We start from the raw sequence: 17,875 nt of genomic DNA, 5'->3' as shown, positions 1-17,875 counted from the left end.
GAACCTCAGACGCGCACAGGGGCGGGCGCCCGCAGCGGCGGTGCCATGGTGATCCACCGTCCGGTGCGGACCCGATGCGTCAGCGCGAGCGCGACCACGCCCGCCGCAGCAACACTGACTAACCCCCAGAAGGCCAACGCGTAGCCCTCGCAGATGTTGTATGCCGCGTGCGCCAACGCGAACCCGATCACGAGCCGGTAGTCGCGCCATCGCCAGACCATGTACGCCGACACCACTGCCCACAGGGCCATGCTCACCCAGAGGCCGGCCCCGTAGTACACGTGATAGGCCAGCCGCATCGGAACGAGCACGCACAACGCCGCGATCAAGCCCACACGAGTCGACGGCAGCCACATCGCCAGCGCCGCGATCGGCACCGCGACAACGAACACCTCCTCACCGAACCCGGCCCTCAGTCCCGCGATGACCGCGGCCGCCAACGGACGCTGCGCTGTTGTGCTCGTGTCGTCGACGGCGAGCGCTGGCAGCGCGAGGTCGACGAGCCACCGAAGACCCAGGGTGGCATACACGCTCAGTACGTACACGCTCACGCACGCCACGTAGGTCGAGCGCGACAGCGGAGGGCGGCGAGTCCACTGCGGCCACGACCACCACCACGGCCTCGTGGTGAGTTCGCGAAGGATCAGCCAACTGAGGCCGACGAGCGCACCACTTGCGACGACAAGCCGTAACCACACCAGCACTTCCCCAGACCAGGAGAACGGCTGCGTGGACGCGCCTTGCCCGTAGCGGTCGATCGCTGTGGAGATACCTTCGCCGAACGCGGCCGCGTACGCCGCAGCCGCGATCACGAGCGCGCCGACGCGCGCAGCGTTGAACTGCCAACGCCCGCTCACGATCTGCGAGCCTGTGGGTTCGAGTTCGAGCATCGAAGTCCTCTTTCGGGCCTTGGGGCGGGACGACGCCGCAATGCGGTTTGTGCCCCTCGCGTGAGCGCCCGGGCACTAACACAAGGCGGGTGTCTGTTTCAGAACAGGCCGAGCTGGTCGGCGGCCGCGGACGGTACGGGCTGGAACAGCCGATGCGCGTGGTCGGGGTCGCCGCCGTCGCGTAGGTAGGTGCGCAGCATGATCGAGCGCGCGGCGCGGTCGATGGCGGTGGTTGGTCGTGATCCGCGGTGGCGGCCGAGGCCGACGGCGTAGGTGAGGTTGTTGGTCTGGGTGCCGATGCGCACGTGTGCGGAATCGACGCGCACGCACAGCGGTTCGTTGCAGTAGTGCTCGCCGATGTCGGCGGCGTCGGCGCCGAGGTCGGGGTGCACCAGCAGCAGCGCGAAACGGTGCGCACTGATCGCTCGTTGGCGGTTGTTCCGCCGGAAGGTGAATCGGCCGTACCCGTCGGGCGAGCTGATCGCCCCGATCCAGTACCAGCAGCCACGGGGTGTGAGTACGACGTGCTGCCAGAAGTGTTCTTCGGCGCGAGCATCGGGCATCAGCGTCGGGTCGGTGACCACACCCGGCGACGGAGTCGCGGTGCCGACCGCCAGGTGGGTGGCCGGCACCGCGAACAGGCCGAGTTGATCGTGGTCAGGGTCGACACTCATGGCCGAACCGTAGAGCCCTAGGCCGACATCACCGCCGGATCGGATGGCTCAGCGCGGGTCTCATCGGTGGCCGCGTCCGGCGCGACAGGATTCGGTGTTGGCTCCGCGCTGGGGGTGGCCTTCTTCGTCGCGACGGACAGGCCCGCCTCGCGCAGCAGCGTCTTGGCTTTCGCGGCACTGATCTCCACGAGATCGGCGGCGCCACTAACACTTCCTACCCGCTCGGCGATCGCGGCGAGCGCGGTGGCTTTCGCCTTCGCTGACCGTTCGGTAATCACTCGCAGTTCCGCTTCGGCAGCGGCGAGTTCGGAGTCGGCTTGCAGGAACTCGGCGATGTTGGCCTCGTTGGCTTCCATCACCCGCAACTCAGCTTCGAGTCTGCGTTCGAGTTTCGCGCGTTCCTCGGCTCGACGCGTCTCCAACGCCCCGAGGGTTCGTTTGCGCGCAGCAGCGCGCGCCTGACTGGCAGTGAGTTTTGAATTGTTCGACGGCATACCAGCCACGATAACGCCGGCCAACGCCCCCTCGCCACCGCCACACGCCCGTTCTCGGTGCACGTTTCACCCTCACTCCCCCTCAACCTCGCCACCGTTTCCGCGTTCCCAGTCCCACCCCTCAGCCTTCTCACCTGCACCAACACCCCTGCGCCACCACTTTCCACACCACCTCCCCCGATCTGCAAAATCAGATAACTCGCACACACCTCTTGCATTCCGGATTCGTCCGACGAAATTCATGTGCCAGAATGCAGCCATGGCCGGTGCCGGGGCGTGCGATCACTGCGGTGGCGTGCTGCCCGGAGACGGCGCACCGCGACGCGGTCGGCCGCGTCGCTGGTGCTCGGATGAGTGCCGCCGCGCAGCGTGGGTCCGCCGCCACGACCGGCCCGCCGCGGCCGGGGTCACCGCTCAGGATGCGGTGGCCCAGGTGCTGGCCTCCCCCACCGCCACCGCGGAACTTCTCGGGACGCTGGCCGAGCGGATCGAGGGCGGCGACGAGGTCGCCAGCGGAGTCATTGCCGAGCTGGTCCGGGCGCACCGCGCGAGCGTCCATGCGGTGATCCGGACCAACGAGTTGCGCCCGTTCCGACGGTGATTCGGCCGTGACCGCCACCATCCACAAGCTCACCGCCGGCGACGGCTATGAGTACCTGACGAAGTCCGTTGCGGCGATGGATGCCACCGACAAGGGCCGGGTGTCGCTGGCCGACTACTACAGCGCCAAAGGCGATTCCCCGGGCCAGTGGATCGGGTCTGGGCTGGCCGGATTGAGCGATGTCGGGGCCGGGCTGGAAGTGTCGGAGCAGCTGGTCGACAAGCGCACCGTCGAGGCCGGGTCGATGGTGTCGGCGGTGCAGATGAAAGCCTTGTTCGGCGAGGGTCGCCACCCCAACGCCACCGCGATCGAACAGCACGCTGTGGCGTCCTCGGACTGCCGAACGGCCGAGGCGTTGGCGGCGACGAAACTGGGCAACGCCTACGCCGCCTACAACGAATTCCCGGAGTTCCTACAGGAACTCGCGGTGGTGTTCCGCGACCACAATCTCGCCCGCGGCGAGCGGTGGGATGCGGTCATCGACGACGACACCCGGGCGGCGTTGCGCACCGAGTTGGGCCGCGAGCGATTCACGCAAACCTACCGTCGCCCGCCGCGGGATTCGCGCGAACTGTCGGGGTTCATCGCGCAGGAAAGCCGCCGCCGTCAGTCGGCGGTGGCCGGTTACGACATGACGTTCAGTCCGGTGAAATCGGTGTCGGCGTTGTGGGCTGTCGCGCCGCTGCCGATGGCCGAGAAGATCGAGGCCGCCCACCGTCAGGCGGTCGCCGATGCACTGGCGTTCATCGAGCGCGAAGCGTGCCTGTCGCGGTTGGGAACCGACGGCATCGCCCAGGTCGACACCGACGGTCTGATCGCCGCGGCGTTCACCCACCGCGACTCCCGCGCCGGGGACCCGGACCTACACACCCACGTCGCCATCTCCAACAAGGTGCGGGTGCGCGACGCCGCCGGGATCACCCGGTGGATGGCCCTGGACGGCACCCCGTTGTTCAAGGCCACCGTGTCCGCGTCGGAGGTGTACAACTCGCGCATCGAGCTCTACCTCCAGCGCGATCTCGGGGTGTCGTTCAGCGAACGACAACAGACCGATGCACGGAAACGACCGGTCCGCGAAATCGACGGAGTCGACACCGAACTGATGGCGCAGTGGTCGTCGCGGCGCGCGATGATCGAGCACCGTCTCGGTGAGTTGTCGCAGCAGTTTCACACCGATCACGGCCGCGAACCCACCACCGGTGAGGCATTCGATCTGGCCCAACAGGCCACCCTGGAAACCCGCGAAGCCAAACACGAACCCCGCTCCTATGCCGAGCAACGCCAGGCGTGGCGCGCCCAAGCGCGCCGCATCCTGGGCGGCGATCGCGCGATCAGCGACCTCGTGCACGAGGCCACCCATCCACGCCCCCGCACCCGTGAGCATCCGGAGTTCACCGACGAGTTGTGCACCGACCTCGCGGGTGCGTGCATCGAGACCATCTCGGCCACCCGCGCCCGCTGGCAGCGTCCGCATCTGCGCGCCGAAGCCGAACGCCAACTGCGTGCCCGCGACTTCGCCGGCATCACCGACACCGACGAACTCGCCGCCGCCATCGAGCGCATCGTCGACACCGCACTGGCCGCCGAGACCAGCGTCGCAGTGTCCTCTGACGCCCTCGACGGCGACCTCAACGAACCCGAGGTGTTGCGTCGCGCGAACGGCGAATCGGTGTTTGTGCGCCACGACGTCGCACTGCACACCAGCACCGACATCCTCGCCGCCGAACACCGGATCGTGGCCGCCGCCAAGCGCTCCGACGGCCGCCGCCTCGACGACACGACCGTCGACATCGCGTTGCTCGAGCAAGCCGCCAACGGCCGCGAACTCAACGCCGGCCAGGCCGCCATGGTCCGCGAGCTGGCCACCTCCGGGCGTCGCGTGCAACTGGTGCTGGCGCCCGCCGGTACCGGTAAAACCACCGCCCTGCGCACCCTCGCCCGGGCGTGGACTGACAGTGGCGGAACCCTCATCGGACTGGCCCCCACCGCCGCCGCCGCGGCGGTGTTGCGTGAGGAACTCGACACCACCACCGACACCGCCGCCAAGCTCGTCCAACTCGCCCACGCCAGCCGTGACCGCGCCCTGGCCGCGACGCCGCACTCACGCACAGAGGGCAACCCTGAACTCGCGGCGAAGGTAGCAGCGGCACAACAGAAACTGTCCGACCCCGGCTATCACGCACCCAAGGAGCCGGACTGGTTCACCAGTATCGGACCCGACACCCTCGTCGTCGTCGACGAGGCCGGAATGGCCTCGACCGCCGACCTCGATGAGGTGATCCGGTGCGTGGCCGCCCGCGGTGGCAGTGTGCGGCTGGTCGGCGACGACCAGCAGCTCGCCTCCATCTCGGCCGGCGGTGTGCTGCGCGACGTCGCCCACGAAACCGGTGCGCTCACCCTGAGCCAGGTGGTCCGTTTCTCCGACGCCGCCGAGGGTGCGGCGTCGCTGGCGCTGCGCGACGGCGACCCTGCCGCCCTCGGTTTCTACGCCGACCACGGGCGCATCCACGTCGAGTCTGACGCCGTGGCCGCCGATGACGCTTACCTGGCTTGGTTGGGCGATCGCGCCGCCGGACGTGACTCCGTCATGCTCGCCGCCACCCGCGACACCGTCAACGCCCTGAACGAACGGGCCCGCGCCGACCGTCTCGCCGGCATTGACCCCCGCCGCCGCGGCCCCGAGCTTCGCCTGTCTGATGGGTTGGCCGCCAGCGTCGGCGACATCATCAGTACCCGCAGCAACCGCCGGGATCTGCGCCTGTCGGCCACCGACTGGGTCCGCAACGGCGACCGGTGGCGGGTCACCCACATCGGCGCTGACGGCACCCTGACCGCCCAGCACCTCGACCTCAACCGGCACGTGCAGCTACCCGCTGACTACGTCGCCGAGAACACCACCCTCGGCTACGCCTCCACCATCCACGCCGCCCAGGGCATGACCGCCGACACCTGCCACGTCATCGGCTCCGACGCCCTGGACCGCCAGCTGCTCTACGTCGCGATGACCCGCGGCCGCCACGGCAACCACATCTATCTGCCCACCACCGAAACCGACCCGCACAACGCCACCACCCCCAAGGCCCGCCACCCCCAAACCGGGCTGGAAACCCTGGCCGCGATCCTCGGCCGCGACGGCACCCAACAGTCGGCGACCACTGCCCAACGCGACGCCGTCGACCCGTTCCTACGTCTGTCCCGGGCCGCGGCCGCCTACGACCACGCCCTCGGTTCGGCCGCCGAACACACCCTCGGCGCCAAGGCACTGCGCAACCTCGAACACGATGCCGACACCCTCTACAGCACCCACACCGGCACCCCCGCGGGCACGCTCACCGCGTGCGCAGCCTGGCCCACCCTGCGCACCCACCTCGCCACGCTGACGCTGGCCGGTGACGATCCGATCACGCGGCTGCAAGCAGCGATCATCCACCGCGAACTGGCCACCGCCGCCGACCCGGCCGCCGTGCTCGACTGGCGCCTGGACCCCACCCAGCAACACTCCGCAGGCGGCGGACCCCTGCCCTGGCTGCCGCAGGTCCCCGACGGGTTCGACGACCCCCAATGGGCGCCCTACCTCACCCGCCGCGGCGCCCTCGTCACCGACCTCGCCGCCGCCGTCACCGAACGCGCCTACGCCTGGGACGCCACCACCGCCCCCGTGTGGGCGCGTCCACTGCTCCTCGCTGACCCCGACCGCGGCGGCGAGCTCGTCGCCGAACTCGCCGTGTTCCGCGCCGCCCGCGGCGTCGACGACACCGACCGGCGTCCCGCAGGACCACGACCAAATTCCATCGCCTTGGCGCGGCGTCACGCCGCGCTGACCGAGCGCGCCGACGCCCTGGTCACCACCACCGCCGAGGCCGCCCGCTACGCCGACCTCGCCCGCGACCTCGACCCCCACCTGCTCGCCGACCCGTACTGGCCCGAACTCGCCGACCACCTGTCGCTGGCCGCCCGCGCCGGCCTCGACGTCGATGCTCTGGCCCGCGACGCCCTCGCCGACAACCCGCTGCCCACCGAAATGCCCGCCGCCGCACTGTGGTGGCGCCTGTCCCGTGAGTTGGCTCCCGCCGCGGCCGAAGCCACCAACACCGGCCTGCGCCCCGACTGGGCCGACGCTCTCGTCGGGATCGTCGGGGACCGGGCCGCCGAAGCGATCCTCACCGACCGCGCCTGGCCCGCACTCGTGGCCGCGGTCAGCGCCGCCGACCCCACCCAGTGGAACCCCCACGAGCTGCTCGACCTCGCCGACACCCTGCTCCACAGCGGCACCGACGACGACCACACCGTCCACCTCAACGAATACGCCCGCCTGCTCACCTGGCGAGTCGAACTGCTCGTCACCCACAGCAGCCACGCCACCGACACCACCCCACTACCGCCGGCACCGCCCACCCCGGAAGACGAAGCCGCCGCCGAAGCAGCCGCCGAAGCCGCCGGACTGGCCGACCCCTGGGCCGACACCCTCACCGGCCAACCCGGCAACGACCTCGACGAGAACGTCGGCGTTCACGAGGACTACCTCGCCGCGCTCACCGCCACCGAACCGCCGCCGGAAACTGGCGTCGACGTCCTCGATCCGGACGACCTCGACCGCTACGAGGACCTGGACTTCGACGAGTTCGCCACCGACGTTGTTGCTGCTGCACCCGATCGCTTCGCCGCGCCGACCGACCTCGCCGAATGCATCGCGCTGCGCTACGAACTCACCGCCCAACTCGCCGAACTCGGCACCGACATGGCACAGCTGCGCGAGGCGATCAACGCCGGCACCAGCGCCCACCAGCAGGCCATGGCCCCGCATGTCCTGGCGTTGCGCGCCGCTGCCGACCACCAGTTCGCCGCGGCCGCCGACACCGCAGGGCACCACCACGACCTGATGATGGCCGAACAACTCATCGAAGACCTCACCAACCAGGCAACCGCCCTGCGCCGCACCGCCGCCCAGCTCCGCGCCGCCGACACCACCGACCTCGACCCCCTCAGCGACGACGAAGCACCCGACCTCGCCGCGCTACGCGCCGAGGCCGACGCCACCGCCCTGGACTGGCGCGTCACCGCCGCGACCGCCGACCGCGACGCCCTCGCCGCCGTCTACAACGACGCGAACGCCCGCCTCGAGTCCGCGATCGCCGAATCCGGCGGCGTCCGCGTCACCGACACCGACGTCGAACTCATGCGCCTGCAAGCCAGCGAACTCGACGAACTCAACCTCGCCGACCTGCGCGCCCGCCGCGCCGACCTCACCACCCGCATCTACCGAATCGACAACCGTCTCAACCACGTCCACGCCCTCACCCACACCGCTCACCACCACCGCGACACCTACCTCATGCCCACCACGGCCACCGCGCCCGTCACCACTACCGACGCTGTTACGCCGTCGGCGACCCAGCCCGCCGCCGAAGCCACCGCCACCGCGGTCGCCGAACCGGCGGCCGACACCGAGCTGCGTGACTGGCTCCACCAGGACCCGCTCCGCGCAATGAGCGACGACCAGCTCACCGCGCACCTACGCACCCTCACCCGCCGCCACACCCTCGCCGTCGACGACCTGAAAACCAGCAGACCAGCGCCCGAACAGACCCCTCGGGTGCGTGCCGACCACGCCGAACTCGCCGACACCGTCGACCGCATCGCCACAGCCCGCACCGCCGGACGCGCTCTCGCTGACGCCGCCGCCCGCGTCACAGAGGCACGCGCCGCCCTGGCGGGACTGCCGCCTGCCGGCCGCGGCCGCAAAGCACGCGCCGAGCACGACCAACACCACCAGCACCTCGCCGAGGCGGTCGCCGCAGCCGAGCGTCAGCACCAGTACTTCGCCGCCGCCCACGAACAGACCCGTCGGGACGTCGGCGCCCCCGAATACCAATGGGACGACCTGACCGCCCGCGCCGCCGACACCGGCACACTCGCAAGCGAACTCGCGGCCGCCGAACACGCCGACAACCGCGCCCGCGAACTCCGACAGAAAGCCCTCGACGACCGCGACACCACCGCGGTAGCGATCGAACACGGCCGAGCCGAACGCGACCGCCGCCAGGCGCTACCCGCCGCCCGACGCGACGCCGAAGACGCCATCCGGGTTGCCCTCAACCCGCCAGACCCCGAAGCAACCCCCACAGCAGCACCCCACTCGCCCGTGCCCCACGCTCCCGACCTACCCCCAGCCAGGGATAGGGGCCACGACTCTGGTGTGGGCGACTAACCCTCGCTCAACCCCAAGAAATTGTGCACGGCAGGCGGCGCCCGCCGACTGACCGATCGTGGAGCGTCGAGAACGTGCGAATTTGCTAGCGTAACGGCACGGTTGATAAGGGGGATCACTGTCTATGGGCCTGAGACGAATCAGAGCCGGGCGGAGCTTCTTCGCCGCCTTGGGTGTCAGCGCGGCCTTGGCCGTCACGCTCGCGGGATGCGGCGACGGCGACGGCGACCAATCAGCGGAGGTGGCGACCTCCACCCAATCCACAGCAACGCAATCGACTTCGTCGCCTGAGGCGTCCTCGCCGACATCGGTGACCGACGGGTCGGTGGCGTCCTCGCAGGCTGTCGACGCCACTGTTCGAGGTCCCGGGACCGTGTGCGAATCGACCCAGGCTCGGCGCATCGTGATCAACCGCGGCCACGCCGACTGCGCACAAGCGGTCCGCATCATCAGCGCGATCCCGGGAGTGGGAGAAGCCGCGCCGCCGGACATCGAAGGCTGGTCCTGCGGACGCGACGGTGGTTACGGACACCTGGCCATGTCCGGCTACATGTACCGCTGTGACCGCGGCGGTGATCAGGTCCTGTCGCAGGACGATTCGGTGCCGGTGGCGGCCAACTGGGTCGACAACAACGACTACTACCGGACCAGTGACCAAGTCGACGGACAGAGTGGCTATTACTTCCAGAGCCCTACTGGCTACTTCGCCTGCGCGATCATCGGCACGCCTGGTGCGGCCTCGGCCGGATGCCACGGCCAGCTCCCCTCTGCGGCCCCGACCATCAACCAACATCCAGACTTTCAGACAGCCAACACCATCGACTCTCTCAACGGCGAGCACGGGCAGCTTCGGCAACGCGGTGACCCGCAGTACCAGTTCATCAGCGACGTAAAGTCTCGCGTTCTCCCCTACAACCAGCCGATCTTCGTCTCCGGCTACACCTGCACCGTCGACAGAGACGCCGGCACCACCTGCCGCAACTTCGACACCGGCCACGGCTTCACAGTGAACCGATCGACGTACAAGCTGTTCTAAACGTTCCCACCGAGCGAAGGAATGCCGCCGCGCACCGCGACGGAAAGAAATACCGAACACCTGAGCGACCGCATTAGACTGTGAGGCATGACGTCCACGGTCCGCATCAGCACCCCCATGACGGGGGTCGTTGCGCGGAACGCTGAGGTCGTCCGCCGGATGATGCCGCGACTACCCGACTTCGGCATCGCCAGACCGCGGCCGTTCGCGTCTCTCATTCGTACTGCTCCAACCGTGTCACTGGTCGATTTCCCGGACCTCTCGCCCGTCATGAGATCGGTGGCGCCGTCGATTCCCACACCGCACCAGATGATCGCTGCGTCGATGGGCCGCGGGTTTGGCCCTGTACGGAACCCGCAGACATCGACTGATCCTCGAAAGCGCTTCTGGACCTCGGTCATCGACCAACGCCGCGCCGCCGGCGACGCGCTGAGCGCATTCCTCTCCTTCGACCTGCTGGCCTTCTTCAATCTGCACGTCGTCCCGGACGCTGTGTCCGCTGGGATCGCCGCCGTCCAGGCGACGATCCTGCACTACGCCCAACTCCTAACTGTCGAAATCGCGCTGGCGATCAAGGCTCTGCTGCAGCAACGGTCAGCACGCCAACGACCACCAGGCCATCAGGTACCCACCCAGCCACGAGTGGTCCGCGGACCCACCTCCCGCAAGGTTCTCCACATCCCTCACCTTGCGGGACCTCGCATCGCGCACACGGCCGCCTAACCCCGGTTTCTCGTCAACAGCGTTGCGCTGTCCCCTTACCCAAGGAGACAGACCTCGTGTCATCCCTGAACTTTTCGACCCTGCCCCCCGCCCTGCTCGCCGCCGCCATCGGGATCGCTGGTGCGGTACTGCTGTCGACCACCTGCACCGCACTGTGGAGCCCTGACCCTGTCCAGCGCGAGCACGCCCGACTCGTGCTGGCCGATCTGCTCCACACCGTTCGAGTCGTCCTCGGCCGAGGCGACAGGGAGTCGCGGTCATGACCAGAACCATCACCCGCCGCCCGGTCGGGCGGCCACCGCTGTGCTCGGCCGCGATCGCCCGCACCATCGCCGACTGGCACACCGCCGGGGACAGTGACCGCGTTATCGCCGACCGACTCAACCAGGCCGGGGTCCCCACACCGGCCGGCGGGACGCATTGGACCCGCGTACACGTCTGGCGGCTGCGCCACACCGCCCACCTGCGCGCTGAATGGTCACAGGTGGCCTCAGTTGCGGCGGCGCCGCACCCGGCGCGGCAGCCAACGTCTCCGCGCCGGTAGCGCCACCGCGGTCTGGGCGGGCCCGGTCTGGGCAGGCATCGACCAGATGGTCTCGGTGTCCCAGTGCGCGGGGAAACCCAGTTCGTCCGCCCGCCGCCCTGGTGGCAGTTCGCTGAGCACCAGATGCCGAAGTCGTTGCGGCCAATCGTCGTTCGGGTTGATCCGCCGGACCAGGACCGCGATCACCGCCAGCGATGCATAAGGCCGCGACACCGATCGACCAGCAGTGATGTGGGCGAGTTCAGGAACCGACGGCAGCAGCCTCGGGCTCACCTGCTGCGTGACGTTGGCATTCCAGAACCGGGCATGGTGGGCACACACGTTGCGGACGTAGTTGAGGTTTCTCAGCCAGTCCTTCAGTGCGCCACTGTTACCCGCTCCGGCGCTGTCGAACAGACCCAGCTCGGCGGCGATCGCGTCTCTGTCCTTCTGCAGCATCCCGCCGTAGAGCATCGACAGACCCCCGAAGTCGAGTAACTCGGTAATCACCCACACCGGTAGCGGCAGGCCGTACTTCTTCTTGAAGTGGGTCACGAAGTCGGCCTTGGAACGGGAGGTTTCGCGGGTCCGGTTCTCCAGCCATTTGCGATGCTCACTGTCGAGCCAGGTGCCCACACCAGGTGGCGGAACCACGGCGCCGCCGGCGAACTCGGTATCGAGGACAGACGGATCGGCGTGAGCAAATGCGCCGTGCCGACCGAGCGTGTGGCCGACATGAAAGCGAATGCTGACCTCGATCGTCTCGATGGCATCGAGGGTGAGCAAGCGGAGCTTCCGGTCGAACTGGTAAATCTCGATGACATTGGCCAGCGTTGCTCCGGCGACAAACTGATCGGTCACGACCGGAGCCTGGCCCGGAGTCTTCACGCTCTCGCGTAACGGATACCAGTAGCCACTGAGCCGGTAGTAGCCGACCCGGCGTAGGTGTTCGCGAGCTTCTGTCCGATCTCCGAGTGTCAGTCCGCGGCTAGCGAGCAGGTCGAGTTGCTCGTCGACGGACTTGAACGGCTTCGCGTAGGGCGTGGAGGGCGTGACTGCCATGCATATAGAGAACCAGCCTCCCCCCTCGCGAAGCGAGACGGAAGGCTGGCCGTGATGTCCAACAGTCTACGGCTCCACCCGGACAAGGTGCAATATGCCGGCTTGACTCACGTAATCTGCCCGCGAAACGCCCTCGGTGCCTCACATAGGTTTGCCCGCGAAATGGTGATCGTCGGGGGATGGGAAGTGGGTTGTCGATGCGGTCTCGGGCCGAGGTGACCAGCAGGTTCGCGCGGGAGTATGTGAAGGCGTCGAAGAAGGACCGGGGCCGGATCCTCGATCAGGTGGTGGAGGTGACCGGTTGGTCGCGCGACAACGCGCGGCGGCGGTTGACTGCTGCCGCGCGGCTGTCGCCGGGCACGGGGCACGCGGTGGCGGTGCGTGAGCGCACCCCGCGCTCGCCGAAGTACTCCTACGACGCGTTGAAGGTGTTGCAGAAGGTGTGGGCGGCCTCGGGTGGGCAGTGCGGCAAGTACCTCGTGGTATCGATGCGCGTGCAGCTCGATGCGCTGGAGCGGCACGGCGAACTTGTTGCCGGAGTGGACCGTTACAGCGCGAGTGTGCGTGCGGAGTTGTTGTCGATGTCGGCGGCGACCATCGACCGCTACCTGCGAACCGCCAAGGCCAAAGACCAGATATCGGGTGTGTCCACGACCAAACCGTCTGTGTTGCTGCGCAATTCGATCACCGTCCGCAAGGCTGGTGATGAGGTGGAGGCCGAGGCCGGGTTCTTCGAGGGCGACACGGTCGCCCATTGCGGCCCGACCCTCAAAGGCGAGTTCGTGCGGACGTTGAACCTGACCGATGTGCACACCGGGTGGGTGTTCACCCGCAGCATCCGCAACAACGCGCACACCCATATCCTCACCGGACTCAAGACTGCTGTTGAGGAAATCCCTTTTGGGGTAACAGGTTTGGACTTCGACAACGGTAGCGAGTTCCTCAACCATCCGGTGATCGAGTGGGCCGGCGGCCAAGGCATCTACTTCACCCGGTCACGGCCGTACAAGAAGAACGATCAGGCCACCATTGAATCCAAGAACAACCACCTCGTGCGCAAGTACGCGTTCTACTGGCGCTATGACACCGACACTGAACGGGCCGCGCTCAACCGGCTGTGGCGGCTGGTCAACGACCGGCTCAACTACCTGACCCCGACCATCAAACCCGTCGGATTCGCCTCCACCGCCAACGGCCGCCGCCGCCGGGTCTATGACGCCCCGGCTACCCCGTTCGACCGCCTCCTGGCTGCTGACGTGCTCAGCGCGGCCCAGCGCGCCGAGCTGTGCGCCTACCGCGACTCGCTCAACCCCGCCCAGATCGGTCGCGACATCGCCGCACTTCAAGACCAACTTCTCCTGCTGGCCAAAGACAAAACCGAGCAGCTCCACCTCGCGCAGTTCCCCTCCGCACTACCCGATGTTCGCAAGGGTGTTCGAGTACCAGCCGGCTGACAGCTTTCGCGGGCATTCCTATCTGAGGCATGAGTCGGATTTCGCGGGCAGTTTGACGTGAGGCACTACGTATGCCTGTTGAGTCGTCGCCGCGCTGCGATACGGGAGGCCCAGGACGTTATTCGCCGATCTTCACCGCGGCACCGCCGCCGGGCGCTGTGCAGGTGCTGTAGGAGTCTGCGTGCGAACGCCCGGCAACGTACGGCCACTGACACTCCCAGCCGTCGACGGCGAGAAACAGGGCCTGGCCCTGGGCCTGGCCGATCGAGGCGAAGTACTTCTGGCTCACTGTCATTGCTGTGGCGCAGTCGAGCGGTCCGTTGAGCACGATGACGGGTTGCTCCCCGGTCTCTGCGGGCACATACCCGCAGATGGTGCCCGCCGGTGCCGCAGTGGGTGCGGTGGGTGGTCGTGTTGTTCCGGTGATCGGCGGACTCGACACGACAGGGGGTTGTGTCGTCGCTGGTATCTGCGTCGTCCACTCCACCGAATCTGATCGTTCGTAGTCCACGAACGGATCGGCGGTGTCGGCCCCGTTCTCGGTGCTTTGCCCGCAGGAGGTGAGCCCGAGCGTCATCACCCCCGCCGCAAGCAGGGTGACTGCGACCCTCGCCGCCCGCTGTCGTGAAGTCGCCATGCGCGCGAGTGTCTCGCCGCGTGTGGCCGCGGACTGACGGCTTCTCCACGAGCGGTTCAGGTCGGGTCGCGATCTGGCTGCTGGCACTGTGCGGGTTTCTCAGGACGGTGTAGGTGGTTGGTATTGCCGGAGCATCGCGGCTTCGAGCGTCCCTGTGTCGGGGTCGATCACAAGACTCCAGTGCCCGCCACGGATCTGCACATGGCCGTGCTGACACAGGCCGTCACGGGCGGTCGCAGCCAGGTAGTCGTCGACTCCGACACGGAGCTCGGTGGAGGGCGGCTCGCCCAGCGCCGCCGCAGAGTCGTGAACCTTCGTCCGGGCGGTCTCGTAGACGACCATGGACGGATAGTCGACGAGGGGCAGCTCCTCGGCGAAGCGGGCCAGCGCCGGGGTCGACCGATTGGTAGCACTGAGCGCGATGAGTTCGTCGCGCTGCAGAATCGCCACATGCGGCCGCGGCGGCGGGAATCCGCGAAAGACCCCGTCGTCGTCGACGGCGTCGGCGAAGTCACGAAAGCCCATGTTCGAGATTGACAGGTTGTTTTCGACCGACTGCACCTGGTCGGGGATGACGCGGAAGGTCCGGCCAGGTTCGTCGCCGAAATCAGGACGGCCGCAATCGACCACCAGGATCGGCATCTCCGGATGGGTCATTGAGATCGAGTCAGCGATGAACGCGTAGTAGGGCGGATCGTCACCGATCCGCTCGACAAGGGCCTCGACGGTCAGACCGTCGTTGTCTCGGTGGTCGATACACGTCAGCCTCGCCTCGAAGGTGGAATCGTCATCCATGCCGCTGTCCACAGGGGCCATCGCCGCCAGCGCGAGCTCGCGCCAGCGGTCGTCGTCGCTGAAATCGGTGCGCACCAGCAGCGACACACCGTTAAGGCTGTGCAGGTAGTCGTCGAGGTTGCGGCCGATCCCTAACGCGGAGATGATCGCAGCCTCGTCGTCGGCTTCCTGGCGGGCCGTGGCGGCGTCCCGGATGTCATCGACGTTGCCGGGCGGGTCAGGTAACACCACCTCGGCAAGGACTCGGTCGGCGTCCTCTATGGAAATTGCGTTATAGGTGCGTAATTCGACTGTCCACGGTCCAATCGTGGTGCGTGCTCGGGGCGAGAATAGTTCCATCGAGAATCCCACTTCGGGCTCACCGAGTTCGGTCAGCCAACGACGGATACCGAATTGGGGTGTATCCGCCGTCACGGTGACATCTAGTGCACCAGACAGGGGGTCACCTTCTGTTGGTGACGCGGTGACCTGCATCGGCACCCACCCGATGCGGGTCGGCGGCATATCCATCAGTTCTTGCATCTTCTGCTGGTGTTCGAGCTGTTCTCGTGACTCGAGGTACTCCTCGAACTCGACTGTTGGTCCGTCCCAGGTGAACAGGGCGGGGTCGAAGTCCTCGTCGAGCACCGGCGATTCCATCTGCATCCACTGCTCGCCTTGCCTCCATGAGAGCGCGATCCCCAACTCGGCGTCGATCACCACCGTGATCGTGGGACCGCCGTAGGAATCGTCGAACTCCACCTGCCAACCCCGCCGGCCCCGAACCTCGGCCTCGATCAACTGCTTCGGCTCACCGAACCGCGGTGGCCGTCCCGTCAACTCCATTGGGGTCCAACTGCGGTACGCGGTGAACAACACCGTTGCAGACACGCCCGTCACTGCGACAAGGCGGTTCGGGTGCTTCGCGGTATGCACGGCGACGCCGTCCTCACCGAACACGTACTCATCGGTGGCGCTCTCGATATAGGAGGGTGACCCGTCAGCGTTCTCCATCCGCCACGACGTGGGCGGAGCGAACCACACCGAACTTGCTGTCCCGTCACTGGAATACACGGTGCCACGGGCCGTTCGACCCATCGTGCCGAAGGATAAACCCCGAATCTGCGACCACGACGTCATACCCACCAACCTAACCGGCGTACCTCACCCTGCTCGCGACTTCAGGCTCTATGAAGTGGCCGGTGGCTGATCGCCGTCGTCAGTGCGGTCGGCGGCGCGTTGTTGTTCGCGGGCGGTCTGACGTTGTTTCTCGGCGCGATCTCGCAACTGCTGCAAAAACTCCCGGTCTGCCTCAGGGTCTTGCGGGACGTAGCGGCCCGGATGGTCGTATTCCGGGAACTCGCTGGCCGCACCCGAATCCTGCCGGTGTGGTCGCTCATCAGCGGCCGGGCGTCCGACCGCAAGCCACACCAGCGCACCGACCAATGGCAGCATCACCACCAGGATTACCCAGGCGAACTTGGGCAGCCCGCGCACGGCGGCGTCGTCGGTTTTGATGATGTCGATCAGCGCGATCACCAGGATCACCAGGTAGATCAACCCGAGATACGGCACGTCCACTCCCTCTTCGTCACGCCGCTCACCAGACCTGCTGTATCCACAGCGGATGTCCGTTCAGGCTCCTGGTTCGATCAACGTAGACCGCGACCACGACCCGCCCGCCCGGGTGGGCGGCGGCCTCGGAGATGACCTGGTGGCCGGTCACGTCATTCCAGCTGGCGGCCTTGTCCGGACGGTAGTACGCCCCTGCCCGATAGCGGGAGTCGTTGTCGAGGATGACACCCCAGTAGTCGTTGCCCAGAACGGCGTTGATGACCCGTCCGGCGCCGAGGTGGGCGGCGGCCACGGTGTCGGCGTGGCTGAGTTCGATCACCACCACCCCCGGTTGCGAGGTCTCGACGATCCGCGCGGCCTGTGCCGGCGGACCCGTCAGTATCGCCCCACCGGTAGCTACCGCGAGACTGAGCGCCGCACCCGCCACCCCCGCGCGTATCCCCGACCTCGTCAGCACCGTGTATTCCCTTTCATAACCCCAACCTTTGTCATCGCGAATGGTAGTGACAGGACGTCCGCCCCGTCGACGCCTCAGTCGGAACGCGGTGAACGTCACTGTTGGCCAGCACCGCCCGCCCAACAACGCCGGTCCGCCCGATCGCACCGAACGGCAGGGGTCGCACAGGCACTTCCTGCGCGACCCTTGTGTGGTCAGCGGACTTTACGTAGGTAGACGTCGCCGGTGGGGACACCGCCGGCGAACAGAACACCTTTGTAGCCGTGTGGTGTCTTGCGTAGTTCGATGCGGGAGTACCAGTGCGCGACTGGGTCACCGGCGATCGAGACGATGCCGCCGTTGCGGGTCTGGGTGATGTGGCTGTTGGTGGCATTCCACGGCCCGACGCCGTAGACGTCTTGGAACAGACGGTTGCCGATCACTCGCGCGTTCGATTCCGGGTAGGGAATGACGCCGTACATGACCAGCTGGAACTTGTATCGGCCGTCGTCGATCTTCGCGTGTGCTTGACCACTACCGAGGCCGAGACCAGTGGCGAGGCCGGCGGTGATGAGAAGTCCGGCGACGATGGTCTTGACGGCGGTGGAGAGTCGAGCCGTTGGCAAAGGCATGAAGTCACGTCCTGTTCGGTATCGGTTGCTAGTGATGGGTGCGCGGGTGTGGCGGTTCGCTTCTATCACGAACCCGGGACAGGCGGGGCTGGTAGCGCGTGGCGAGCCACTCCTGTCCGGTCGGTCACCGCCGCGGGGCGGGCTTGTGCTCCTGGG

Annotated in this window: 16 protein-coding genes; 7 read left to right on the top strand and 9 right to left on the bottom strand. The window is 67.5% G+C overall.

Annotated elements, in window-relative coordinates; genetic code table 11:
- Positions 1-5: 5 nt before the first annotated feature.
- The 3 genes from KTR9_RS25765 to KTR9_RS25755 form a co-directional block, all read right to left on the bottom strand.
- On the bottom strand, positions 6-890 hold the full coding sequence (locus KTR9_RS25765) for a hypothetical protein (RefSeq protein ID WP_014928895.1): 885 nt from the start codon (positions 888-890) through the stop codon (positions 6-8).
- 98 nt (positions 891-988) lie between these two features.
- Positions 989-1,564, bottom strand: a complete 576-nt coding sequence (locus KTR9_RS25760; protein WP_014928894.1) for a hypothetical protein — start codon at positions 1,562-1,564, stop codon at positions 989-991.
- Positions 1,565-1,581: 17 nt separating this feature from the next.
- Positions 1,582-1,920, bottom strand: coding sequence for a hypothetical protein (locus KTR9_RS25755; protein ID WP_148281339.1), 339 nt, complete (start codon positions 1,918-1,920; stop codon positions 1,582-1,584).
- A gap of 397 nt (positions 1,921-2,317) precedes the next feature.
- Between KTR9_RS25755 and KTR9_RS25750 the strand changes: the two genes are divergently transcribed.
- From KTR9_RS25750 to KTR9_RS25725, 6 genes are all read left to right on the top strand, one after another.
- Positions 2,318-2,659 carry a hypothetical protein gene (locus KTR9_RS25750; protein ID WP_044508718.1) on the top strand — a complete coding sequence of 114 codons (342 nt, stop codon included), beginning with the start codon at positions 2,318-2,320 and terminating at the stop codon, positions 2,657-2,659.
- A gap of 7 nt (positions 2,660-2,666) precedes the next feature.
- Positions 2,667-8,867, top strand: coding sequence for a MobF family relaxase (gene mobF, locus KTR9_RS25745; RefSeq protein ID WP_144066081.1), 6,201 nt, complete (start codon positions 2,667-2,669; stop codon positions 8,865-8,867).
- Between the two features lie 466 nt (positions 8,868-9,333).
- Positions 9,334-9,903: a hypothetical protein gene (locus KTR9_RS25740; RefSeq protein ID WP_148281338.1), complete on the top strand. Its 570-nt coding sequence runs from the start codon at positions 9,334-9,336 to the stop codon at positions 9,901-9,903.
- An 87-nt stretch (positions 9,904-9,990) separates the two neighbouring features.
- On the top strand, positions 9,991-10,626 hold the full coding sequence (locus KTR9_RS25735) for a hypothetical protein (protein WP_044508715.1): 636 nt from the start codon (positions 9,991-9,993) through the stop codon (positions 10,624-10,626).
- Between the two features lie 56 nt (positions 10,627-10,682).
- On the top strand, positions 10,683-10,889 hold the full coding sequence (locus tag KTR9_RS25730) for a hypothetical protein (protein WP_044508713.1): 207 nt from the start codon (positions 10,683-10,685) through the stop codon (positions 10,887-10,889).
- Entirely contained in the window at positions 10,886-11,170 is a 285-nt protein-coding gene (locus KTR9_RS25725) for a recombinase family protein (protein WP_044508711.1), read from the top strand. The genes KTR9_RS25730 and KTR9_RS25725 overlap by 4 nt, the downstream gene beginning before the upstream one ends.
- Here KTR9_RS25725 and KTR9_RS25720 read toward each other — a convergent pair.
- Positions 11,117-12,211: an Abi family protein gene (locus tag KTR9_RS25720; RefSeq protein ID WP_014928889.1), complete on the bottom strand. Its 1,095-nt coding sequence runs from the start codon at positions 12,209-12,211 to the stop codon at positions 11,117-11,119. The two genes, KTR9_RS25725 and KTR9_RS25720, sit on opposite strands and share 54 nt — an antisense overlap.
- Before the next feature lie 197 nt (positions 12,212-12,408).
- Here KTR9_RS25720 and KTR9_RS25715 point away from each other — a divergent pair, with 197 nt between their 5' ends.
- The gene (locus KTR9_RS25715) at positions 12,409-13,665 is read left to right on the top strand and encodes a DDE-type integrase/transposase/recombinase (RefSeq protein ID WP_193363309.1); all 1,257 of its coding nucleotides are present in this window, start codon (positions 12,409-12,411) and stop codon (positions 13,663-13,665) included.
- Positions 13,666-13,783: 118 nt separating this feature from the next.
- Here the strand turns inward: KTR9_RS25715 and KTR9_RS28080 are convergent, their stop codons facing one another.
- The 5 genes from KTR9_RS28080 to KTR9_RS25690 all read right to left on the bottom strand — a co-directional run bounded on the left by KTR9_RS28080 (position 13,784) and on the right by KTR9_RS25690 (position 17,719).
- On the bottom strand, positions 13,784-14,302 hold the full coding sequence (locus KTR9_RS28080) for a hypothetical protein (RefSeq protein WP_014928887.1): 519 nt from the start codon (positions 14,300-14,302) through the stop codon (positions 13,784-13,786).
- Positions 14,303-14,401: 99 nt separating this feature from the next.
- Entirely contained in the window at positions 14,402-16,216 is a 1,815-nt protein-coding gene (locus KTR9_RS25705; RefSeq protein WP_044508709.1) for a DUF6924 domain-containing protein, read from the bottom strand.
- A gap of 48 nt (positions 16,217-16,264) precedes the next feature.
- Positions 16,265-16,651, bottom strand: coding sequence for a PLD nuclease N-terminal domain-containing protein (locus KTR9_RS25700; protein ID WP_044508815.1), 387 nt, complete (start codon positions 16,649-16,651; stop codon positions 16,265-16,267).
- 25 nt (positions 16,652-16,676) lie between these two features.
- Positions 16,677-17,108 (bottom strand): hypothetical protein, encoded by a 432-nt coding sequence (locus KTR9_RS25695; RefSeq protein WP_144066079.1) that lies wholly within the window; start codon positions 17,106-17,108, stop codon positions 16,677-16,679.
- A gap of 194 nt (positions 17,109-17,302) precedes the next feature.
- Positions 17,303-17,719, bottom strand: coding sequence for a hypothetical protein (locus KTR9_RS25690; RefSeq protein WP_044508706.1), 417 nt, complete (start codon positions 17,717-17,719; stop codon positions 17,303-17,305).
- Positions 17,720-17,875 lie beyond the last annotated feature (156 nt).

Source organism: Gordonia sp. KTR9 (genome assembly GCF_000143885.2).
In the GTDB taxonomy this organism is placed as follows: domain Bacteria; phylum Actinomycetota; class Actinomycetes; order Mycobacteriales; family Mycobacteriaceae; genus Gordonia.
Note: the sequence above shows the minus strand (reverse complement) of the source record. Positions and strands in the feature narration are given on the sequence as shown.